This is a genomic window from Stieleria sp. JC731 (assembly GCF_020966635.1).
Taxonomy (GTDB): Bacteria; Planctomycetota; Planctomycetia; order Pirellulales; family Pirellulaceae; genus Stieleria.
The window spans coordinates 484,021-508,281 of the sequence record NZ_JAJKFQ010000002.1 but is presented as its reverse complement, the minus strand read 5'-3'; the positions used below and the strand labels follow the sequence as shown (position 1 = coordinate 508,281).

Below are 24,261 nucleotides of genomic sequence, written 5' to 3'. Positions count from 1 at the left end.
TAGGTTTTCGTCGAAGGGGCTGTACCGGTCGCAGAGGGGGCGTGTCTGCCTCAGTGGTGTTACTGTAGTCAGAGGGGAATCGATCGCTAGGTACCAATGGGTATCAGTTTTGAATATCGATGTTTCAAGAAGGGTGACTTTGGGTCTGTCGCAATGCGGAGATTGGAAGCGCGGAAACTCTGTTTTGGCGCGCACCGTAGATATCAATCATCGAATGGAAAGCATACTGTGGGGCATCGGCGATGTTGGTTTCTTCGAAGTACCAGGGACCGCCCTCTTCACCGATTGCGAAGTTAAAACTTTCTCGCTTGCTTAAATACGTCGATTCGATTGCGACAAGTGATTCATCGTCCTTCATGCAAGATAGGATGCGGTCCCAGACTGCTTTCCCACGGTAGACCCAAGGGTGGGATTGAGTCTCGTCATGGAGCGTCACTTCAGGGGCGACAAATTTGTTATAGGCTTGGTCGCTTTTCCAGTACCCAGCAAACGCGTGTCCCTGAAGCATGAAAATTACGGGATACAATTCGATCCATTCTAGACAGGAAGCAAACAGGACTGCTAAGTCGATACAGGTACCCTGTTGTTGCTGAACCACATCGCTTGGGTGACGCAGACGCTGCGATGAATCGGAGAACGATGGTGGGGGACTGATGTAGTTGATTCTGCAATCTGAAACGATGGTGTGCCAAATCGCTTGTACTTGCTGGGTGACGCCTTGTTCATCTTGTTGATACCCAGAAAAGCTTGCCAAGGGATCGTCTTGCATGCACGCAAGGCGGTTCTGAGCTGAACGTATGATTTGGGTCACCGCGGGGTCTCGCGGCTGGACAAACGATGGCAACCACCACGTGTCGTTGTCATCCAACCGCCAGGCATCCATGGGATTTAGACGCACCGGGAACGTGCGTTGAAAAAGCGACTGACGCTGGTCTTCCCAGGACAATTCCACGAACAGACTAGATTGGACTGGTTCCTGGATTTGACTTAAGGCATCTGACATCAGAGAAACGCGAATGGCATCACGTCCGTTCGCAAAATCCATTTTTGAGTTTTCATCTCCGATGGTGAACCGTGTTTTATATAGACTCGGCCTATCGCCGATATCGAGTTCCAGTTGCAGTTGCATGTTTCGGAACTCAAGTGGTTGCTGACGAATTTTGTCTTGGATCTCCTGAGTAGCGCCACGGAAGGTCACTGTGAATTGGTCAAATAGGCTTCGCCCATTGTGGAGCATGGAGTAGTTCAGTTCTTCGAGCGGGGCAATGGATACATCCAAAAGCTGCCTCGCATCAAGCTTGATCGAGTCCAAGTCATTCGCATCGAAAGTGTCAACTGGCGTCGGAGTGGTTAAGACGCTGACCGGCGATTTCAGAATTGATTTTGCAGACCAGATGACAATGCCGCTGCCGCGAAGCAAGTGGTAGTGGGGAGTGATCTTTTTCCATGCATCTCGAAAAGCAACAATTGGAATCAGGGGATCGTATTTGCGATCGGTAACTGGCTTGTGTCTCAGCTTTTCCATCAAGGTCGAAGTGGAATTGTAGAAGTTGTAAAAGAACAACTCCGAGACAAACCGATCCAAGTTGGGTTCGATGCCAATCGCTGTGTTGGCTCCCTGTTGGACCAATCTTGGGGCCAAGGAATAACCTGAGTGAGCAAAATTGCAGCCAACGATTAAAAGCCCGTCGTTTTTCTCGCCGATCGCCTTTGCGATTTTTTCAGGTGAGTAAGATTTGTACTCTGCCTTTTTAGAACTCAAAATGATGTCGGTCGGTTCGACATCTTTAGCCCCTTCGGATTCGATCAGTTCGATCGCATCAATACCAGTGAGGTGGACGACTTCACCAAGTTCCATCGCCTTGAGTGTGTCAAAGTTGATGCCGTCTGCAAAACCTTGGTTATCCTTTTCGACCAAATGCATCGCATTGCAAATGCGACGGATCTCTTGAGCCAAACGATCGAACGCTCCCATTCGGGAAGGGCTCAATGCGAGAACACTACCCCTGGCATTCTGGCTGAGTTCAGTGTTGACGTCTTCGTAACGATCTAGATGTCGGACGACCAGCAGACTAGATTTTCGGAAAGGGCGCGTTGCGCTCGCCAGCAACAGTTCCCATGGAACGTCCCATCCTGTTTCACCGTCGCACTCCGAAAAGCTCACTTCGATCAGTGGGCTACTTGCAAGTTCTTCGATGGAAGTTTGAGCGATGCCGATTTCGACCAAGTCGGCAGTCGCCATCTGGATGATGGTTTTTTGTGAGTCACTTCTTCCAGACCACATTTTTCGCCGAATAACAATGTTATTCCATTTTTCGGCGAGCCTATCGATCTTTTTGCTGATCTGGGATCCACAGGTGATCTTCTCGATGTTTTTGGTGGGCGTTGATAGTTTGATGCTCATGTAGTATGCCAATCAAGAAGTCTTTGGTCTGATCCTCCATTCTATTTGGCGACTATCGATGAAGCAATTTTAAGGATGGCGACAATGAAATGCTTCGCCAGCCATTGTCTATTCAAGATCACGACGCCACTTTGGATGGTGGATATGAAAAACGAAGTCTCCGTTGTAGGATGCGACTGCTTCGTGAAATTCGATCCGTCCGATCCGTTCCCAGTTTTTTATATTGCGGCGTTGAACTAAGACGCCTTTCTTCTTGGATTCGTCTGAAACTTCGATGTGGAACGTCAGGGTTCTTCGCGGTGTATAGTCGCCACGGTCGTAAATCTGCGACAGGATCTCATCGCGGAAATCGATTTCCAGCCCCTGGGTTCTAGGTTGTTGTTCGTCAACCGTAAGCCTCATGAACCGTGGGCAAGCGAGCATTGTGCTTTCAAGCTTTTCCAATTCAGCAATTTCGTATAACTGTCGAACGGTCGGTTCACGATCGGCAAGGCGGAATGCTACTCCCGTGAGCAGCAAAATTGGAAAGCCAAAACCTCGCCTCCATGGAGTTACATCAGGAGCATTGCGTAGGTCAGCGTCATTGATGAATTCAGTGCGTTTTCCACCGATGTCTTCTTGCGTGATGAACGCGGCGGATGACTGGGGCAATTCGTTTTCGTCTGAAGTGCCGTTTGGGAATAGCCATCCGGCAAGAGAAAGCGATCGATAGTGGCCACGGCGGACCTCTGAACAACAAGTGGAATATCTCCCAATGACACGGCCCTCCGATCCTTTCGAAAAGTAGCCCGAGTAGGGATTGTCCTTGTCGATTGACCATTTACCAAAGAGTATCACTCCGTTGGGATGTAGGAGACGGCGGAATCCTAGGCCGTTTGCACCCCAACGTAATTTGCTTTTTGACTGGACCGTTCGCTTGGCTGCGCGGGCCATAAGCCAGTTCTTTACAAAACGGAAGAGTCCCCGTGTTACTCGACTCAAGGTAACGCCGTAAATCGGAAGTGGTGGCTCACCTTCACGTCCCCAGCAAAGGTAGTACGAATTGGCAAGGACCGCTCGTCGAATCTCTTCGTATCCGTAGTGCTTTGCTGTATCGTCCTCGCTGAGATCCTGAGGGCCGAGATAGGTGGAGTCAAACTTCATGGCTATAGATAGTTCTTCTTTTGGCGCCAGCGTTTGTATAGCTTCACCACAACCCAGTTTTCGAATGCGAGAAGTGCGACCAAGATGATGCCGATCGAGATAAGCACGGCGATCGTTCTTCCGCTGAGTCGTCGAAGCTTTGGCTGGGCACGATCTGGAAAAGGCGGATTCAAATAAGGGAACGTGAATCCAAATTGCCCCTGGTTGGTGTCGTTGGACTGTTGTCGTGGCCAGCTGCCCTGATTGTCTTGAAATGACAATTCGTACAGCAAGGTGTCGCCCTGCTGTGCCAAGATTGCCGCGACATCATCAGTAAGTAGTCGGCCATTGGGAAAGCCAACCGGATGGTCCGGTGAGTAGATCATCACGTCAGGTTCAAAGTCCCAGTAACGGAATGCAAAGAGCGATGAAAGATTGGCTCGTAGCAGGATGTCACGTACAGCACTGGGGTTGTCATGCTGATGTTCAATGGCAGCCTTGTGGCGACTGGGGTGAAGCTTATTTAAAAAGTTGAATCTTGGGTTCTGAGTTCGTGCGGATCGCCCGACATGGTCAATCTGCTTCTTTCCTTTGTGGCTAGTTGCCCAAACTAGCAAAGCATCCTGCTTGGAGGGGAAGCACTCCATCGGAATTTTCAGTGCAATGGCGACGATATTTGTCCCAAAAAACTGTGGGAAGATGAACGGATCTTCGAAAACACCGGTTGATACGGTGATCGATTTTGAATCCCAAGTGGCACCCACGGTTTTTCGGAATTGAAGACCGTCTTCGGCGAGGTTGGCTTGATCATTAAGACGGATCGCGATGATCGCATCTTCATTGATTTCACCGGGGGCAATCACTCGACCGCCATACCTCGCGTAAGCTTCTAGGTCGGAGAGTCGTTCGGAGTGCGAGCCCGGTGGAGGTGAAGTAGCTTGTGTTGAACCATCCTCGTTTGTCTCTGGAAAACGTACTGCCGAATCCAAATCGATATGAACCCTGTACTCATAGGGATCAAGCCGAAGCATCCGCGAGTCGGTCAGTTGCCGCCGCACGCAGACGATAACAACCAAAGAGTCGATTTGGTCACGTTGCTCTGCCGTCAGTGGCTCGCGAAAGATATCCGCGGTCAAATCATGAAGCGGCAAATTCGCGGTTCGCTCAAAAGGGAACGCAACAGCGTCTAGGTAAGTATTTTTAGCCTGGTTTGTCGTGGCAGGGGAACCTTGATCGGTCTTCAGAACTGGGAAAACGAATAGGTCGGTGATTGCACTTTCTTGACGTTTCCAGTACAGCGGGTCGATCGGATCGGCGTGATCGGAGGCCGTCACGCTTCCACTAAGAAGAAGGTAGACGATCGCTAGTCGAAGCAGCAGTAATTTGACAACTGGCAATCGGGTGTGTGGGATATCGGAGCGTTTGAGAGCGGCAGCTTTGTTCGCGTGGTTGAGGAGCGATGTCATATGTTGATCCTCCAGAACCAGTTGTCTGGAAAGAGTTCCTTGCTCGCGTGTTCTCCTAGCTTTCGATAACTCTCCCATTGGGCTTCATCAAAGACCTGGTCGGCGGTTGCTTCATGGGGAAATGTCGGATTGGCTCCGGCGTAGTTCGCGACGTCGATGGGTTCGCCACCCGTCATCGTTGCCTTAATGTAAAGAATGAGGGAGCGTTTTTTGTGAGCGTCGTCGGCAGAATGATCCTTCGGCTTTTCCGGGGATTGATACTCTGCCCATAGCAGCGTCGCTCGTTTCGATGCGGTTGATGATCCGTCGCCTGGGCGATTGATATCGCTTAGCAAGCCAATTGATTCGGGGACTTCGGTTTGATCTTCGGAGTCACCTTTGAACTTGACTTGCGCAAAGTCATTTTCGTCCCACGGGCGGATTGTGGTGGCGAAATCTATTCGAGCTTTTCGAATCAACTCACCGAGGCAATCGAATTTGTATTCGGGGTCGGCGCCGGAATCGATAATGATAATGCGTGGGACGCGGCGCCGAATGAGTTCGTAAGCGCCGAGGTTTTCGAAGAAACCACCATCTCCTAGGTGCCAATATCGCCACCAAGGGCCTGGGTATTTCGCGAGCCATTCGAACGCCAGCAGAAACTGCGTGACGAAGACTTTGGGGATCAGGTAAAGGACCCTGCGCATCAAGGTCAGATTTGGGAAACCTGTCCGCGACGTTTCAGGGATGCCGCTGTTCCACCAATACCCGGTACGCAGGTTGACCAATCCCATCAGAAAAGCTGTTCCTGTTTTGGTTGTACGTCCTTGTCCAGGGTCAACTGCTGCTCCTGAAATCGCCATCCAGCGTCTCAGTGGGAGCATTTCGGCTCGATCGGCGCTACGATCAAATTGGTCGATAAGTGGATGGTCCGTCCCGATGGCACGTCCGATCGGTTGAAGTCCGGCAAGCGAATTCGATTGGCGGTGCATGCCTGCAAGTGACGGATCGGTCCATTTGGCATGCCAAAATTCACCAACAGTTAAGCCTAGCGGAGAGACTGCAACGCTAGTGCCTTTGCGGTCGCTTTTGACCAAGCGTGAACCGGATTCAATTGTTTGATTGAGAATAAGGTTAAAGATGTGAAAGGGGCCGCCCGATTCATGGGGGCGATAGTCGCGAATCGAATCGACATCATCACCCGGGATAACGTCGGTGATATTTCGACCATCGGAACGATGACGAGCGGGGTTGGATGCACCCAAGTAGGATCCGGCCAGTCGAGCGGCATAGACCTGTGATAGTGAGGAGCGATTGACAAATCCGATCGAACTGGGGAACGCGGCAAGAATCGTTAAAATGCATGCGACAAGTGTGATGGCCAGTCCCAACCAGGGTAGATGTCCGTTGGATTCAAGTGCACGCGAATAGGTCGTATGTGATGCAAACGAGTAGACTACCAACAAGGCAAAGATCAACGCGAAGCCAATCGTACCGGCAACCAGGTTCGTTCTGACGAACTGGCCCAGAAACGACGGCTTGCTGCCTTCTTGTTCTTTGAACAGTCCCGCAATCCAGCGAACGAACGGGATGCCTGCAGAGATTGTGACTGCAGCTGATGCGAAGGCAATTCGATACGAATTCGTTTGGGCAACGATGTGTTCTTGTAGTGCGTAGCCAAGTGAATCGATAACAACAAATAGCAACGCAGCACCGGTGACGGCGAGCCCCAGTCCCAGATCGTAGGTCAGGTAGTTTAAGGTCCTTGCTCGTTGCATTGACGGGCCTCCGGTACCTGTCGAACGGTCCTGTTGTCGACCTCGGTACCACGCGAGTTCGCATTGGATCAGCGTGCTGAGTATCGATAATGCTAAAATTATGAACTCCAATTGCAGTCCGTCACGAACCCCAAGAAAGAGAAACAGCCCTGAAAATACAAACAGAAGAAACAAGGGGATCCGGTGGAACGTTTCATGTTTCTCGGTCGATACTGACCAAAATGCAAAGATCCGCGGCACTACGAGGAAGAATAAAAGAAACTCAGCGACAACCAGCCAAGGGCTAAACCATGGACCGATCAGTGATTGAACAAGAAACCCAATCGGCATATGTTCGGGACGAAGGACCAAGCCCGTCGTGGCAAATAAGTTTTCGAAGCCGACGAACCGAAATGCATTGGCCAAACCAAAAACGGCAAGTGCGGCGGCTGCGATCAGAAGGTGCACGCTAAGCAAGTTTCTGAAAAACGTTGCGAAGTTTAGGCGGTTTCCTCCGCCACCATACGGTGCGATGTAATTTCCATGACTGCGTAGCCAAGCAATCATTGGCGAGTGTTCTTTAGTCAATTCCTTCTGAACGATGTCTGAGGCCGTCGTGCCGGTATCAATCTGTCCCGGCGAAGATCGCAGGCGATCATAGATGCGACCGAGGAAAGAACCCACGTAGCCTCCGCCAGAGACCGTCGACATAAAATCGACTCGCTTGAGCAGTTCCGATTTGGCGAGTCCTTGGATGACACCTAGGCCCAATGTGGCACTACGAATGCCGCCTCCAGAGATTGCCAGACCTGAGATATCGTCGGTCCAGGAATCCGTTTCGTCGGTCAAGCTGTCCGTGATTTCATCCGGATCAATCTTTGCTTCTGTTCGTCGACGCGCGATGGCTTTCCGTTCCATCTGCATCAGTTCGCGTGGATAGTGGGGGTTCTGGGGGTGCCTGCTGGCAGCGTCTTCCAAGATAACGTCGGCCGCTTTTTCACTGGCCATATAGATATTCGACACGATGAAATAGCCAGGGATCTTTGGGAAGATCGAGGCATCCACTACGCGAAGCCCATCGACACATCGGACGCGAAATCGGCTGTCTAAGACTGCGTTGTTATCTCCGTCGGGACCCATCCGGCATGTCCCGCAAGCATGATGCCCCCAGGCGTCACGTTCGACAAATTTTCGCAGATCGATTTCGGTGCCGGGGTGGACTTCACGGTCGACGACCTTGCTGGCGTCTTTCAGAATTCCGCGAACGAACTCAACCCCGTTGATCAGTGCTCGGGCGTCAGCATCGATGGTACGGTCGGAACGTTGGTCGCTATCCGCGGTGTTGAAGTAATTGAAGTTAATCTCTGGTGTTTTGCGTGGGTCTTTCGAGCGAAGCCGTACATAGCCATCACGGTTCTGACTGTGTGACTTAAGGATCACCCAAGTGAATTTTCGATGGCTTTCGACTTTTGAGTACCCGACTTGGTAGCCACGGAAATCGCCGGGAATCCCAAAGATGAACAAGTCGGGCTGTTCAAGTGTAGGGTCAGAGCGTTTAAAGATGCCGAGTATGCTGCCGTTGGACGCATAGAGACCGCTGCCCTCTTCACGCCATTGTTGAAGATGGCGGTCCGCCTCCATTCCATCGCCTGGCACTTCAAACCTTGCGCCGTCCAGCAGGCTGAAGTCATTCTTCATTTCGCTGACAACCGAGACCTCATAGCGATCCTGAAGGTTCTTGCCGACGCTAGGTAGATCGACCTTGCATTCGATCTGGTGTTCCTCTAGGTGCGTCCGATCGCCGATCCCCGAAAGCATCAACAGTTGTGGCGTATTAAAAGTGCCCCCGCAAAGGATGACTTCACCGTTATCGTGGACGTACGCTTCAGCTTCTTGGATTGGTTCCTGATCGTCGGTGGGATTGACATGGGCTTGGTAGAGCTTTTTACCTTGCTGGTATTTCACCCCAATGGCACGATGCTTTTCACCCCGCTTTGAATCAGGTTGATCTTCTAAGATAACCTCCGTTACTAAGCAGTCTGTTTTGATGGTGAGGTAGTTAGGTTTTGTCGCGAGTGTTTCGAGAAGAAATTCTCGAGGGCTGCTGCGTCGACCCAACATTGCGTAGGGGGATTGGCGGTTTTGGTGAATTGTGGTTCCACGACCGAAAATCGATAGTGGGATCATTACCAAGCCTTCGGGACTGTTTCGCTGGGTTTCGCTATGGTTTGGGTCTAGCGTTTCAATGAACTCACCCCTGAAGAAACGACGAAGCAATGTCCAGCTATTGTCGAGTCCTTCTTTCTTGGATCGACGAAGGGCTGCGGCGATCATCTTCACCAGCTGTTTGTCATCCAGTCCGATTCGGTAATCAGAAAAACTGGTGTGAAGCCAACCGTCGAAACCGTGGTTGCCACTGGCGGAATTGGGACGTCTACCCCGAAGAAACCGTAGGTTGTTTTTGAATTGCTGCCAGCGTTCACTCGCCGTGTCACGTCGACTCAGGTCTGGGGCTGGAGAGTAGCCATTGTTCTCCAGGCGTTTGAAGTACGCTCGCATCTGGTTGCCTGCCCATGAAGGATCATGCAAAAAACTTGCGAGCTCATCCCAGTCAGAGCTTGGTCCTGCGATCGTAATCATCGCATTGTGGATCGTGCATCCTCCAATACCGCTTGCGCGTGGGTAGAAAATTCCTTTCCGTTGGTCCGCGAGCGGATCATCCTCCATTGGGTAATAAGTTTTGGGGTCGGTGGCGATCCCGTCAGGCGGCCTCCCGTTGGTCATCTTGTAGTGATTGACAAAGAATCGCCAAGCAAGTTCCGGATGTTCGGTCGAAACCGCGTGCAGCAGTGGGACTCTTGAAACCTCGTTCTCTGGCGCAACCGCACTGGATTCGGTGTGGTTGGATCCGGCCTCAATCACAAGTACTCGTTTGCCCGCTCGGGCCAATCTGGAAGCCAGTGGGGCGCCTCCTGCACCAGACCCGACAACGATGTAGTCGTACCTTTCTTGTCGAGGTGACGAGGCGTTGTCACTGCTGGGTGTCGACGTCGAGTTATGTATGTTCGTCATTGAAGTGCCTGCGACTGTTTACATCTGTTTTTCGACAGTAGAGATCTTGGCGTCGGTTAGAGGGTCTTTAGAAGTTCGATCAACGCGTCCTTGTCAGCATCAGACATGTTGTCAAACCACGGGTAATCGTGTCCTCGGTCCATCACAAAGTCAGGGCACTTATTGACACTCATAAGGGCAGGGGCAATTTCCTTCTTCATCACCCTGTCCAGTTCTTCAGCGTTTGCCGGATCGTTCAACCCACGCGACTTGATTTCGGCGAGGCCCGATGTGATCGCGGAGATGGCTTTGATTTGATCCTTTCGATCGGCTTCGGGATTGAAATTCGCAAGCAAGTTGACTGGCGTCCCTTTAGGAATCGGACCAATGGTGATGTCGCCCAAGTCGCCCGCTTTGTAATAGATCATGGTGCCGAGAATCAGGGACAGGATGACAAGGCCGTAACTCGAAAAGCGGATGTGCAAGGGGTTCAGCGGGAGCCAAAGTGAGATTGCCACCAGCACGCCCGCAGCGCCCGGAAGCCACCAGGGATGGATTCGCGCGATCAATATATCCAGGGGAAGATCCGGGAAAGTCCGCAGTAGAACGCAGGCGGAACCCAAGACTATGGCAACTAAGGCAATGACGTTTCCTGATCGTTGAACCTGCCGATTGTGCCAAACGGGTAGGGACAGAACGATTCCCAAGATGCCCAGCGTCACCACTGGGATCCACAGTTCACTATCACGAAACAGGGTGATGATCGAAGCGGCGAAGCCGATCGACACGAAGATGTACCCGAAACAAATAAGGAGCGAAGCGATGAAGATCCATGTTGCTGCTAGGTGGCGTAACCGCGAGTTTGACAGACTGAGCATCAGAAATGCTCCGCCAAGTAGAATCGCGCTCGGTAGCCAGTTTGGCCAAATGCCGTGGAGCCACCCGAAGTATTTCGAATGAACGATGCCACCAATGTTCAACAAACTTCTGGCAATTGTTGGCGTGCGTTTCGAATCGATCGTCAGGTACGTTTCTTGAGGCGTTCGCCAGATCAAGCCATTGTCCTGTTCTAGTCGTTCCGCTGTCGCTCCGTTATAGCTACTGCTTTCGAGTCGTTTTTCTTTCCAAAGCAATTTGCGAATCGCATCGTCAAACGCCTCCAATCGACCATCGACGGAAGGGTCGTTGTTGTAGAGGCCGAGTGAGTTGTTATGCAGGAAAGGCGCAGTCGCCCAGATCGAGATTAGCGAAGGGACTCGGTAGTATCCTGGTCCACCACCTTGATTCGGCACGCCTTCAGGTGCGGTGTGCCGTGGCGAGTACGTGGACCATTCACCGTTTTCGCCTTTGTAGGGATCAAAGTATTCAATCTCGCCAGGTGAAGGCAGCTCTCTGTAGCTTTCCGAAGCAAAGTCTTGCCACATTCGACCCGACATGCCGTTGGTCGCCATCGCACGGCTGGAATTCGTTCCGACCACATTGATCGGGATGCGATAGTCGGTTGAAAGATAGTTGTGTTTCCAGAATGCCGGTTGATCAACAATCCAATTGGCCCAACGCTGGTAAGTCGGATCATCAAGCCATCGCCCCGGTTCGTGTTCCCAGAATTCACCGGTTTGTTCGTCTCGTTCGCGATAGGCTTTTCGTTCGGTGGCAAGCGATTTGAATTCATCTACCGTAAAATCGCTTTGCGAGGGTGGGATGCCGCAGAAGGTATGTCGTAAGAATTCAATCAGCTTTTTGCAAAGACTTTTTCGCGGCGGAAGGATCGTATGAGCGACATGGCTTTCCGGTTGGATGCTTGAATGGCAAACGATGCAGTTTGCGGCAAAGACTTGTCTGCCTCTTGCCAGCTGTTTCCAGTCGACGTGCTGTGCACGGGCTTGTTGTAGCAGTGCGTCGAGAGGCTGTTTTTCTTGCTCGGCCAGTTGTTTCAATCGATCGAATTCGATGGGGTCTAAGCGGTCGGTGCCATCTGGCGTCGAAAGCAACGGCATCGGAGGCGTGATTTGTAGGAAGTAGTCACGCAGGCCGGGGACTCGTTTTTCGGTCGCGTTCCAATAAACCGAATTGGTTTCGCAGTCCCGCAGCAGGAACGGACGTTGCGGTTCGAAGCCAATCACGACCTGGTGCAGTTCGTTCCACTGTTCCCAGTAGCTTCCGATATTCAGGTACACGCGTGCTAAGGCACCCCAAGTACCGATACTGTCAGACCCATCAAGAAGGATGCGTGGGACAAAACGAGGGTTGCCATTTGATTCGATAATTCGATCTTCTAAACCAAATTGATTCACAAAGCCGCTCCAGAATCCCGCGACCATGTCGTTTACCGCATCTCCAAGAAGGTTGTTTCCAGGATGGATTATCTGCTTCGATGGATTGTCAGCGCTAGAGCGAAGTACTGGGGCAGATTGGTTGTCGTCCCACAGCGAAGGAAGCGACGCGCTCGTTTTGCTGAGCCGTTCTTGTGGGTTTGACAGTGAAAGGATGGCCCTTTGGGGCAATCCAAAGATGGCATTCATCGTGTTCGGATTGTTGATGTTGTCCGACGCGATTAGCGATGTGTCGATCGTGCCACGCGGTTGGCTCTCAAGTAAGTGATAGACAAAGTTATCGGGTTCTAGCAAACCGCCAACCGTTGCTCTCATCGAGAGGTACTGAGCACCGATGTTGCCCGAAAGGTTTTCCCAGCGAGGGTTTTGGATATCTTTGGGTGGACGCAGTGGGTGAAACGATGTGTGGCAAAAGGCGCAGCTCATGCCAACTCGAAATGGGCGAATCAAGTTCGGGTCAGACCAGTACGATCGATCCTTTTGATACGCGTCGGGATCCCACTTCGCCTGAGCTTCGGCATCAAAGTACGGGTTGGGGAACAGCCTTAGTCCGATAACGCCGCTAGAGAGACCGTAAAGGTCCGGAGGTGGAATCCGTTTGTCGTAGGGGTTGTCATGAGCCGTGTCGAACTTATCAGACTGATAGGCTTCATATGATTGGTTAACGTCGGTCTTTCCAGGTTGCACTTGCGTCTCAGCTCGACTGATCGACAGTGCATAAATCGACTCACGCATTTCATCGGGCAAATAGTCCGACGGGTAGCGGTAGCGAGGTTTCTTGGGGGTGTCACGCGGTTCGCCTTGGTAAAGAGATGGCCCTGTGTATCCACCGTTGGCAGATCGCTTGTGAAGTCCGATTTGTGAGTAGTGGTTGCCCGCCTTGAGTTCTTCAAAGGTCTGTTCTAAGTAATACTGCCTCCACTGTCGATAAAACGGGTCCGTCGGTTGATCCAGCCATAGACCGAACTCATGTTTAATCCGCGTACCATCTGCCGATTGCATCATGCCCGGTTCATTGATCATCCCAGTCTTTTCGAATCGACTTTGGCGTTCTCGCGAATCAACGAGCTTTAGTAGATCAATGAATCCAAGGCTGTCCGTCGCAAGCCAGTCCCAAAAGCCTTCATTTCCCGCGCACCAAGCCATCCATGTGTTGCGTCCAATGATCTCGTTGTCCGACTTGCTTATGCTGTCGCGTCTGAGGTCAACATCGACAACTTCTGCGAAGGCACGCTTGCCATTGCTTTTGTCGAGCAAAGCGTCAGGGCTATCCGGATCCCCTTGATGAATCGCGTCCATACCGGCAAAGAGATCGGGGACCGGTTGCCCATCACGATAAGAATAAAAACGGACGGCATCTTCGACTTTTATCTTCGCCCTTTTGGCGCGCTGCATCGCCTCATCAACTTTCGGTGACTGCGGATCACTTTTTTGGCAACCGATACTGACGCCAATCAGTAACGTGATGATCAAGCTTTTGTGTAGCAGGAAGAGTGGCCGTAAGCTCGTAAAACTGACAGGCTTGCTTGCCGGACGGTTCATTCGAATGCGGGCGGTTGTTGATCGATCAAGCAACTTCATCGGTTGCGAACCTCATTCACATTCAATCGTGTATAGCCAGTTGTTCGGACACACTGAGAGCTATTGAACGAGACTTTCGGAAATCCTCCGATCAGTCATTTCCGTTCGTCACCATGGATCAATTTCCGGGTGTTCTTCAAAATCTCAACCTCACATGGTGAGTGCCTGCCGCGATTCACCTGCTCGTGTCACTCGGGGCACCAAGCATGCTGAGTCGCCGGCGGCGTGCTCTGTAGCGGGTCCTGGGGGTGTTCTATTACCCCCGGCGCTGGTTGTCAAATTTTGGTCGAAATAAGTCGGAAGGGCGCCAGTGTTCATGCAGGTTTGATGAGGGATCACGCATGCTGCCAGTCGCGACTAGATATTTGAAATGCTTTAGTAAATCAGAAGATCGATTACGAAGAAGCAATTGAGATCGGGGCAGAATCGCCGGGTGATTGTTGGTTGGACAGTTAGACTGGTCGGACAACTTTTTGCGGTTTGGTTTTCATCGATGGATGAGATTCGATCATGACTATGGTTTGCTTTGTCGTTTTCTCCGACGCTCCCCAGTTCGATTCGCGTGCGTTCGGGGAGCACATGTCTGGTTGCTTTCCAGATGCCATCGAAATCGACTCGATCAAGGCAGATTCAGAAAACATCCATCAGATTGATTTGGTCGATAAGGGCGAGGACGGAGTCGATCCGGGAGCGATTTTTGTTTCCCGAATGCCCAAGATTCCGACCGAATCCGATGAAGAATCCGCAACTCCGCTTTGGCCTGATGCGCAGGCGCAGCTGGCTTCTCATCAAAGCCACTGGGTTGTCGTCGTTGGCGACTCGAAGAACTCTCCCGTCACCCAGGCGAAGATTTTGACGCAAGCTGTCAATGCGATTCTGAATCTCTATCCCACCGCAGTCGGAATCCTTTGGGGAAAGCAAGCGACCAAGGTATCGAGTGAAAACTTTCGTCTCGTCGTCGATTCAATGGGCAAGGACGACTTGCCAGTGGGGCTGTGGATCGACATCGATGTGGTGCCGCACGAAGGCCATCCGACCATGGGTTTGACAACCGGACTTGAAGCGTTCGGATTAATGGAAATCGAATGTGTCACCGCGACCGAATCGGCTGAAGAGCTTTACGCAAGACTGACAGGTGTGTGTGAATACCTGATGCTCAATGGGCCGGTGCTAAAACACGGCGACTCACTTGGCGAAACCGAGCATGAACGCATTCGAGTGCTGCACCGTGAATCGGTCTTTGGCCGTGAAGGCAAAGTGATTCATCTGGTCTACGAAGGGTCTGGAGAAAACGCTTCGCTCGGTCCCGAAGACAACGCTGAACCTAGCTTAGTGCAATCATTACTGGTTCTATTGGCATGTGTCGGTGCCGTTGGATGTCTTGTTATCGGAATCGTGTATGCCGTCGGTTGGCTAGGAGAACAATTCGCAGATCAACCGCAACCAGAGCAGCCCAGGTTTGCGATGCGCGATGATCAATCCAATCCAGAGACGGAGACGTCCGCACCAACAGTGCCGCTGCCCGTACAAACAACACCGCTCGGTCAAAATCAGCTGGCACCACAAGTTCCACAGGACAACGATGGTCCTGATCGCGATGAGTCGAACAGCGACATGGAAGATTCCAATGTCAATGAAACTGCTCCGCTAGAAACCGACACCGTGCAACCCAGCGTTGTCGCGGCTGAGTCTAGCAATGAAGCCACAGGTGCCCCGCAAGCCGAGTTCGAAACGCCCGCGACGGCTTCGGAGCAATCGCCGTCCAAGGTCGAGGTCGTCGAAGCTGCCGATCCGCCTGCGTTGGAGGTCGAACCAAGCTCTGGTCAAAGCATTCCAGCGCTAGAAAATCCCTTCGAGGTCGTTCAGCCATCACAAGTCGGCGCGATGGCCAGAGCGAAGCAGCCGACTTCTGCGGAACAAGATACTTTGGACCAAGCGACGGAGGCTCGTCAGTGGCATGATGCTTCGGGCGATGTTTTAGATTCAGGCGACATCTTCGCCGTCGAAAAGGAACGCGATCAAACGGTCGTTCGAGTGCGCATGCCGGATGGGACTGAGTCTTCGATTGCCTACAAACAGCTATCAAGCGAAGACCAGACGTTTGCCAAGCAATGGTATGTCGAACAGCGTGACGCAATATTCCAGCCCGTCATCGCGAAGCTGCCTGAAGTCGGCGACAAGGTTCGCGTGAAGTGGAGCAGTCGTTGGTACGACGGAACGATTAAAGAAATCGAAGGCGAACGCTATCGATTTAGGTACGACGGTTGGGGCAAGCAATGGGATGAATGGAAAACCGCCGATCGATTGCGATGGCCGGATGATACGCCCGTTGCGGAAAGCCAATGATGCCTAATCATTGAGGGTCAACTGACTCGTTCGGCGGCCAAAGTTGGTACCGAATGCACACATGAGGCAAATTTAAAGTGCACGTCAGCACAGTGAAGCATGGCTAATATTGATAGCAACACTCTGTGAGTATTCAATCTTTGATCGACCGGCCAAGTATTGGTCAGCTGAGCGGCATTAAGCCTCTTCGCGATGCAAATTTGATCGCAATCTTGCGGGTCTTACGGCAATCCGGATTGGGGCTGATGATTGGAACACCAATTGCAAACCAATAAGCACTGCAACACAACCTGTAGATCGGTGTGCCAACGAACACTGGCCTCGACAGTTGCAAGCACTTGGTGGGAATCACAACCTTTACGCTCGGTTTATGCGTTGCGATCGGCTAAAATGAAATGCATGGGATTCAGTCCCACGCGAATCGGTTGTGGTTTCGTGCCACCTGTGCCGAAGGCCGTTGTCGCGTCGATCTGAACTATCAAGCAGGTGATTATCATGTGCCTGACCATTTCAAGCCCAGCGTTTTTCAATGGGGCAACGTTGCCGGAAAAGTATACGGTGGAGGGTGCCAATGTTTCTCCTCCACTGCGATGGCGAGGCCTTCCAGAAGGCACTCAGGAACTTGCAATCGTATGCGAAGATCCTGACGCGTCATCGAAAGAAGACAGTGTGCATTGGCTGGTCTACAAGATTCCGCCAGACCTAGCGGAACTGCCGGAGCACTTGCCACGCGAATCGACAACTGACATGCCGATTCGGATCTTGCAAGGACAGCATTCCACAACTGGCGGACCAAAGATGGGTTACTGTGGCCCGACACCACCGGCCCAAAAAGAAGTGCACCATTATCGGTTCAAGCTTTATGCACTTTCGAAAAAGCTTGACCTTGATCCGGGAGCTGATCGGATCGCTCTCGAAAAGGCAATGCAAGGAAAGGTGTTGGCAGAGTCTGAATTGATCGGAACTTACCAACGCCACTAGAGCTCATCCGCGATGGCCCACCTTTCACGACTGGAGGGTGGGCTATCATGATGAATCTGCTGTTGAGCCATCATTGTCGCTCGAGAAGCATCATTCGCTTTATCGGCGAGGACCGAAAACTGCAGTTGAACTGCAAGCCTTAAAACACTTGATCGGCTAAGGAGACGAAGTCGAACAGGCCAGACTGAAACGTGCTGGCGCCACCTTGGCTGTGGCGGACGATTCCGTGGGGACCGATCAAATGCGAGTCCATCGGGATCTCGATCGACCCGCTATCGAGAACAAGCGTGAGGTGACTTTCTACCTTTTGAGCAACTTGCTCGCGAGAGAAATACACCGCCTGGCATTGGAACTCTTTCGTCGTGATCGGCTTCTTCGTATGGAAGATTGAAAAGTGTCCGTTGAATTTGGTCGGGATCGGCCGCGGTTTGGGCATCGGCCTGCGTTCAAGATAGTAGACGCTAGCGAAGTTATGGGGCACCGAACGGACTTCGAAATAGTAATCGTGATTGCTCGCTCCAAACGAATCTCGCGCGTTTTCGCGCATGATGATGAACTTCGTTGATCGCGGTTCGGCGCGACGTTTTGGAATCGGAGGCAGCTCCAAATCCGGAAACGTATAGAGAACCAAGCGGTTGTACGTTTGCCGGCCCGGCTCGATTAGGCCATCGGCACCCGGCCATCCGAAATGGTGAATCTGGAACCGTTCGATCGCATCGATCGTTTTGCGCCCGCAAATGCCATCCGGTTTCAGTGGGACTGGAGATCCACCATCATCCAATGGCACTTGATTGATTGCCTTCTGCACACCAGTGGTGTCGTCGTGCTTGTTGACACCACGACGTCCGACAGAAGCGTTTATGAAAAGTGTCACCGTATTGGTTCCCGGTGATTCTGATCCAAGAAGGGCCTAGTGTTAGTCGCACTGCGAAGTTGGCGACTTTGTCGCGTCTCAATCGTCATCTCTGTACGGAATCTCTGCATGGAAGGTTTTCAGGGAAAGCCTTCTTGCCGGTGGGATTCGATCGGGAGAGGTGGCATTCTACGGAGATGACGCGTTTAACGCGATGACGTGCGTGCGAACACTGGTGGTCAAACGATGAAGTTTTTGCAGTCAACGTTTGCGCTGCGTAGCGATTTGCAGGACATCGCCGCCAATACCAGTGTGTTGCCAAGTCATTGGCTACACGCTGGTGCATGTTGGACGTCGGTTGAGCCCAGCCCGGTCGTGAGACGCAGCCTAGACGTCTGCAGGTTTGGGAACTTCGAAGCCGTCGCGATATTGACGAGTCAACATTGCGTTGGCCGCATCGTTGTCGGCGAACTTTTCCGACTTAGGATCAAAGTTCAGAACCGGGCCCAGGGACAGCTGTTCGGATTCTGGTTTGACACCGTTGTCGCGAAGGTGCTGCAAAGTTCGTTCGAATGTCGCGACATCATCATCGGATGAATCGAATTTCTCGACCGCTTGCTTGATTTCGTCCGGCGATGCCTTTTGGTCTTGCCCGACATAGTAAGCGATGTTTCCGAGATGCGCGATCGACGCAGACAGGTGTCCGCACATCGCGTCGGCATGCAGCGTTGAATAGTCACGTGAAACGACTGAGTCGACGAAGTTGCTCATGTGCACGTCGTTCAACTGCCCGTCGACTTTGGTGTCGTGCTTGAACTCACGAACGAGTTTCATGTTCTTGTCGAACACGGCCCCGTTTTCGTAGCGAGGTCCTTGGATCGCATAGCCTTCGCTGCCATAGAAGATGACACCGATACGATTGCCGCGGTTGCTGCCGAAGAGTTCGTTGATTTCTTTGTCGGCGCTGTTGTCGACGCTTAGGCCACGTGTTTCAAAAACGATGGTCTTGTCACCGTAGTTGTAAATCGAAACCTGAGTGTTTGCAGTATCACCGGCATCGACGTAGTCAGGGTTCTTGCGTTCCGCTTTGTAGCCTAGGCGGCCCGCATAGGTTAGAACCGATTCCGGGTGACGTTCCAAGCCAAGTCCCCAGCGTGCGACATCGGTTTGGTGTGGGCCTTGGTTGCCGGAATCACCGTTGCCATAGTGTCGTTGCCAGTGCCAATCGTAGTGGAACTTTTGCCGAGTGACTTTCGGGTCGGTGTAGGTTGCCGGTCCGCTCCACAGGTTGAAGTCAACGTTGTCGGGGATCGGGTAGTTGCCAAGCGGCCCGATTGATTTTCGGCGTTTGTAACAAAGGCCGCGCGCGAGTTTGACTTCACCGATTCCGCCACCTTGGACGAAGTCGACGAGGTCGATCACACCTTTGCTGCTGCGGCACTGTGTTCCGGTTTGGAACATGCGTTGGTGACGCTTGGCGGCTTCGACCAGCGAGCGTCCTTCCATCACGTTGTGGCTGATGGGCTTTTCGATGTAGACGTCTTTGCCGGCCTGCATTGCCCAGACACCCATCAATGCGTGCCAATGATTTGGTGTCGCAGCGGTGACGATCTGCAAATCATCCGATTCAAGCATCTCGCGAAAATCACGATAGACCTTGGGAGCTTTGCCGTACTGTTCTTTGATGCTGGCGGCTGCCCTTTCGGCCACCTTTTCGTCGATGTCAACGATTGCGCGAATCTCACATCGCGAATCATTTCCGAAACCCGCAACGTGAGAACGGCCTCGGCTATTGAGACCGGCAACGACAACGCCCAGTTTTTCGTTTGGGTTGTCAGATGCTTTGGCGGATTGGCTACTGTGGACGCCGAATGAAAGGCTAGCGAATGATGCCGCGGATGCCGCGGATGCCGCGGAAAATTGACGACGGGTAATACGAGTCATGGAAGGAAGACTCCTAGGCGGGAAAAGACTGGAGGCAGGTAACGGCATTAGTTTAACCGAAAACGTACGGACATCGTGCCAGTGAACAGGAAAGTCATTCGAAACCGAATGCCAGAATTTTGAATTTACCGAGCTGGGAAAAGGATCTCTCCCTGTCCATCAACGCGGCGATCGGCACGAATCCGGTGGACGGTTTCGCCGCCAAGTTGAGACACGACACTGCGCATCAATTCACCCTGAAAGAGCGAGAAAAAAACGGGTCGATACAAGTTGGCAGCGGTGTACGTGGACTTCTCGGTGTCTGGTGATTTTTCGCTTGCGAACATGTCAAGGTTCGCTTTTGGCAGAATCGTTGTGCCGCGGCGCATGCCGACACAGGGGCTCCGCCCAAAAGTGCCACCAACTCCGATCGTTCCGGCGACCATCGAAGCGGCCAGGAAGTCACCTGCACTTCCGGCGATGGTGATCGTCCCACGACGCATTCGGTGTCCGGCATAGTTGCCCGCGTCACCACGAACGATGATTTCGCCACGGGACATGCCGCTCTTTTTCGTACCAAGCGGAGCGCCCAGGAAATCCGCCGCGTTGCCTTCGACCAATAGCGTGCCGCCTCGCAAGCTGCATCCGGCATAATCGCCGACACTTCCACAAACTCGGAAAACTCCAGCGTCGTGCATCGCTGCGGTATTGATTCCGTTGCGCAAGTCACCTTCGATGACGATCTCGTCGGATTCGCTGTCGACGATTTGTATGTCAAATATTTCGGCTGCGTCGATGGGGCTGCCGTCGGCAATCAGCTGTTGATGTTGAATGTCGGCTAACGTTTGTTCGGCCAACCAGCTTCGGCGAACCGGCGCAATGTCGATTTTCGAAAAGCTGTTTGATCTGGTCGTGAACGTCCAGCGGGTCATCGCAAGATCTCATGAAGCTTGAAGTGATGACGCCCCAGTTTTCCGCCGTAGTTGCCAGCCGTGATCGACAGTAAACCTTTGTTTCCGCAGGCGTCGCATGCGGCGCGAATGCCCGTTTCAATGGCCTTGGAAATTGACGCAAAGTCGATCCCGTCGAGCACAATTTCTAGAACCGCGTTTTGTTTCAGAGACAGTTTCGAATCCACAACGCCTCGAAGTGTCGGGCAGTATGCATCGTTGGTTGATGCGATCATCGATTTATATTTCGAACCGACTTTCGATCCACTGCGGACAACACCACCGGGAAAAGGTGCGATCACACCGGGCATCGTGGCGATCGCATCGACCGCAATTTTTGCCGCTCGCAGGGCCGTCGGTAGCGATTCGGCGACCAGCAAGAAGTTTCCGCCGCCGATACCATCGATCCGAGGTGCATCGTGTTGGCACAGGAATTCACCATCCATCACTGGGACTCGCCAGTAACGTTGTCCCGCGATCCATTTGCTGATCTGGTGACCGTCGCCAAAAAAACGCAGTGACTTGCCCAACGGGACACGTTTATCTGTTTGATCGCGAACCGACTCGAGTCCCGAAAACAGCGACGTCGTCGGGCAGGTCAGTACACATTGTCCGCAACGACGGGTGATCTGTTTCTCCAGTTCACCGCCTGACATCGCAAAGCCCAGCAAAGCAAAACCGGGGCGGCCGTCAGGTGTCTCGTCAGCGGTCAGCTCTCGTTCGATATCGATTTCAATTTTGCAATCGATCACACTGGTCCCAAAACCGCTCATCGCGACCGCGGCTTGTCGTGCCCAGAAAGAATCGATCGCGGTCACAATCAATCTCGTTGCCTTCATATCGAAGGCTTCCGCAAACGTATCTTCTATGTCCACACCATTAATGGATAGCGGAATTGCAGGTTCGGTCATGATGCTCGACTCCGGATTTTTTGCCGAGTCGGTCGCGAGCCAATGACCGAATGCAGTTCTTCGTCGCTGATCCACAGCCGTTCGAAATCGAACGTCGAAGTTTCGTTGTACATCGACCGAAAACGCTCGGCCTGCTGGACGTCGAACGACACGTCGGCAATCAACGTTTGGTGTTCAATTTGTTTTGCCGCCGACAAGTCAATCGGATCGTCTGCGCGTGTCTGGTCGACCAAGTGTTCGCCTGCGACGAACACATGCCGTGGGGATCGAAACATCTTTTCGATGTCATCGTCCTGTTGGTAAAGCACAACGTCAGCGATCGAGCCGGGACCCAAATTGCCTCGGTCATGTAAGCCCATGATTCTTGCGGGCGCCGATCGTGTCATCGTGGCGACGTCGGCGATCGAATATTCTCGATCAAGTCCCGCCAGCGAGCTTGCCGCGGCAGCATCTGCGTCGATTTCACCGAGAGCCGTTTCGCGGAACGAGCGGTCACATAGCAGGCGAAGCAGGTGCGGATACGCTGTGAAGGGGGCGCCGTTGGGATGGTCGGTTGTCAAGAAAACTCGGCTAGGATCATCCACCATCAAAAACAGTTCCAACCCGATCGCCCATTGCAACGCGTGAACGAATTGACGTTTGCGATAACGGAACGGAACCACGCCGCAGCCTGCTTCACATTCGATGTCCGCGATCACGGATTTTCGCGGTGATGCGTGGCCTCGATTTTCAAACTGGTGTGGGGCATCGGCACTGATCGTGACGGTTTGGCCGAACATGATCTGGCCGACGTCGATGGTCACGTTGGGGTTTTGGTTGATCGCTTGGACCAGTGCTTCGGCGGCCGATGCCATCCCCGTTTCGGTTTTGGCATAGCTGTGGAATTGTGCGTGTGTCAGGTGGATCGGAAATCCGTTGGCAGCTTTGATTGTCGCCAGGGTGGACGAAATATTGCCCGGAACACCCAAGTTGCTGCAATGAATGTGAAGCGGATGTGTCAGGCCAATTTCAAACGCCGCGCGGGCGAGCACGCGAATGATATCGCCGGGGGTCACGCCGTAATGTGGATGCTTTTCATCAACATCTAAATTGCGTTCACCAAACTTGAATGCCGAAATCCCACCCGCGTTGACGACTTTGATGGCGATGCTTTGCGTGGCCCGGACCATCCAAGCGACATAATCATTGATCAGCGATTGTGGAGCCTTGCTTGCGATGAGTCGCAGTAGGACTTCGTCATTGCCAAGTAAGCAAAAGCCGCCCGTTGCCAAGCCGGGGATGTCTGACATTTCCGCGTGTGCGGCGCGAGCGTTACACGGAATCATTGCCGGTTCAAATGCGACGGTGTACCCCATTTCCAGGTAACGCCAGCCCGTCACGGCAGCTGTTGGCAAGTAATCGCACTGCTGAGCTTGGCGTCCAAGTTTCAACGCCGATTGTTCGATCTCGTCTTGCATCAACATGCGCGCGATCGAAAGTTTTCCGCCGCCGATATGCGTGTGGATGTCAATTCCACCGGCCATGATAACACAGCCATCGGCATTGATCACTTTATGAGCGTCGTTCTCAGCCAGGTCTTCTCCGTCGATGATCCGATCGCCATCGATCCACAGGTCTTTGATTTCGTCGGTGTCGAAAGCCGGATCAATGACTCTACCACCGCGGATCAGGATTCTCATTCCGCCTCGTCGCCGTCCTTCGCTTCCTTGTTGTCTTCCTGGTCGTCCGCTTTATCGCCTTTCTTTTCTTCGGGCGAATCACTGTCTTTGGATGTTTCTCGTTTGCCGCGTTTTCGTCGTGTTGATTGGTCGTCGGGTTGTGGTTCACCAAAGATGCGATCAGTTGTGATCGTCACTTTGTCTGCTTTGACTTGGTTTTCGTTCGGTGGGTTGTAGAAACCCGACACGTTAACTTTGTCACCTTCTTTGGCAAGGTTCAAGTTGTTGTAGCGGATTTCGAATTCGGTCTCGGTGTTGACCTGAACTTGAACAGGAACCTTGCCGGTGTGAACCGCCATGATGCCGTTGGGGGTCAGGTTGGCAAGCTGTCCCACGATCATGAACTTGCCCATCATCGCGTTGCCGTTTCGGCCTTTGTCTTTGCCCTCGGAGTACACGCCCGGTTTGAATTGATCTTTTGCGTGACCAACGATCGCACGCTGGTCGACCGGTTGAAACAGAGTCACTTTATTGATCGGCGCCACCGGGACTCCACCCGGACCGAATGTTCCATAAAATCGCACAAGCATTCCGCGTTGCAGATAAGCCGGCTTCGCCTTCGCAATAAATTGAAACGAGGCGAGGTTGTCCGGGGGGGCAACCGTTGCTTCGCTACCGTCTTCTTTTGTGACGACCAGTACGCCGCGTTGGGCGCCTTTTAAGGTCCCGCTGAACTTGGTGATCTCATTACCAAGGCCGCCACCGGTGTTGGCACCGCCGAATTCTGCCGACGCAGCTTTACCTGTCGGGGGATCCGCCGACGCGATCGGTGAAACCGCAAGCATGCATACCAAGGCCATTCCACAGACCAGTTTCGTGGACGCTACGGTAAATCGCGATTGATTCATGTCGATAATCCTTGTGCAACACAGTTCGTGTGAATTGA

13 protein-coding genes are annotated in these 24,261 nt (G+C 52.6%); 2 read left to right on the top strand and 11 right to left on the bottom strand.

What is annotated here, in order from left to right:
• Positions 1-124 precede the first annotated feature (124 nt).
• The 5 genes from LOC67_RS07575 to LOC67_RS07555 all read right to left on the bottom strand — a co-directional run bounded on the left by LOC67_RS07575 (position 125) and on the right by LOC67_RS07555 (position 13,693).
• Positions 125-2,404, bottom strand: coding sequence for a hypothetical protein (locus LOC67_RS07575; protein WP_230261926.1), 2,280 nt, complete (start codon positions 2,402-2,404; stop codon positions 125-127).
• Between the two features lie 108 nt (positions 2,405-2,512).
• Positions 2,513-3,547, bottom strand: a complete 1,035-nt coding sequence (locus tag LOC67_RS07570; protein WP_230261925.1) for a hypothetical protein — start codon at positions 3,545-3,547, stop codon at positions 2,513-2,515.
• Positions 3,548-3,549: 2 nt separating this feature from the next.
• Complete coding sequence (locus LOC67_RS07565) at positions 3,550-4,992, bottom strand: DUF4331 domain-containing protein (protein WP_230261924.1); 1,443 nt, start codon at positions 4,990-4,992, stop codon at positions 3,550-3,552.
• A complete protein-coding gene (locus tag LOC67_RS07560) occupies positions 4,989-9,800 on the bottom strand; it encodes a GMC oxidoreductase (protein WP_230261923.1) in 4,812 nt (1,603 codons plus the stop codon). Before LOC67_RS07560 ends, LOC67_RS07565 begins: the two co-directional genes overlap by 4 nt.
• Before the next feature lie 56 nt (positions 9,801-9,856).
• Entirely contained in the window at positions 9,857-13,693 is a 3,837-nt protein-coding gene (locus tag LOC67_RS07555) for a hypothetical protein (RefSeq protein ID WP_230261922.1), read from the bottom strand.
• Between the two features lie 510 nt (positions 13,694-14,203).
• Between LOC67_RS07555 and LOC67_RS07550 the strand changes: the two genes are divergently transcribed.
• Positions 14,204-16,039: a DUF4261 domain-containing protein gene (locus tag LOC67_RS07550; RefSeq protein WP_230261921.1), complete on the top strand. Its 1,836-nt coding sequence runs from the start codon at positions 14,204-14,206 to the stop codon at positions 16,037-16,039.
• A gap of 495 nt (positions 16,040-16,534) precedes the next feature.
• Positions 16,535-17,020 carry a YbhB/YbcL family Raf kinase inhibitor-like protein gene (locus LOC67_RS07545; protein WP_230261920.1) on the top strand — a complete coding sequence of 162 codons (486 nt, stop codon included), beginning with the start codon at positions 16,535-16,537 and terminating at the stop codon, positions 17,018-17,020.
• A 139-nt stretch (positions 17,021-17,159) separates the two neighbouring features.
• On the opposite strand, the gene LOC67_RS07540 is transcribed toward LOC67_RS07545, so the two are convergent.
• From LOC67_RS07540 to LOC67_RS07515, 6 genes are all read right to left on the bottom strand, one after another.
• Positions 17,160-17,894, bottom strand: a complete 735-nt coding sequence (locus LOC67_RS07540; RefSeq protein ID WP_230261919.1) for a peptidoglycan-binding domain-containing protein — start codon at positions 17,892-17,894, stop codon at positions 17,160-17,162.
• Positions 17,895-18,260: 366 nt separating this feature from the next.
• Positions 18,261-19,817 (bottom strand): Gfo/Idh/MocA family protein, encoded by a 1,557-nt coding sequence (locus LOC67_RS07535; RefSeq protein WP_230261918.1) that lies wholly within the window; start codon positions 19,815-19,817, stop codon positions 18,261-18,263.
• A 125-nt stretch (positions 19,818-19,942) separates the two neighbouring features.
• Positions 19,943-20,728 (bottom strand): hypothetical protein, encoded by a 786-nt coding sequence (locus LOC67_RS07530; protein ID WP_230261917.1) that lies wholly within the window; start codon positions 20,726-20,728, stop codon positions 19,943-19,945.
• Positions 20,725-21,657 (bottom strand): formylmethanofuran--tetrahydromethanopterin N-formyltransferase, encoded by a 933-nt coding sequence (gene fhcD / locus LOC67_RS07525; RefSeq protein ID WP_230261916.1) that lies wholly within the window; start codon positions 21,655-21,657, stop codon positions 20,725-20,727. Before fhcD ends, LOC67_RS07530 begins: the two co-directional genes overlap by 4 nt.
• Complete coding sequence (locus tag LOC67_RS07520; RefSeq protein ID WP_230261915.1) at positions 21,654-23,336, bottom strand: formylmethanofuran dehydrogenase subunit A; 1,683 nt, start codon at positions 23,334-23,336, stop codon at positions 21,654-21,656. Before LOC67_RS07520 ends, fhcD begins: the two co-directional genes overlap by 4 nt.
• A complete protein-coding gene (locus LOC67_RS07515) occupies positions 23,333-24,223 on the bottom strand; it encodes a hypothetical protein (RefSeq protein ID WP_230261914.1) in 891 nt (296 codons plus the stop codon). The genes LOC67_RS07520 and LOC67_RS07515 overlap by 4 nt, the downstream gene beginning before the upstream one ends.
• Positions 24,224-24,261: the final 38 nt, after the last annotated feature.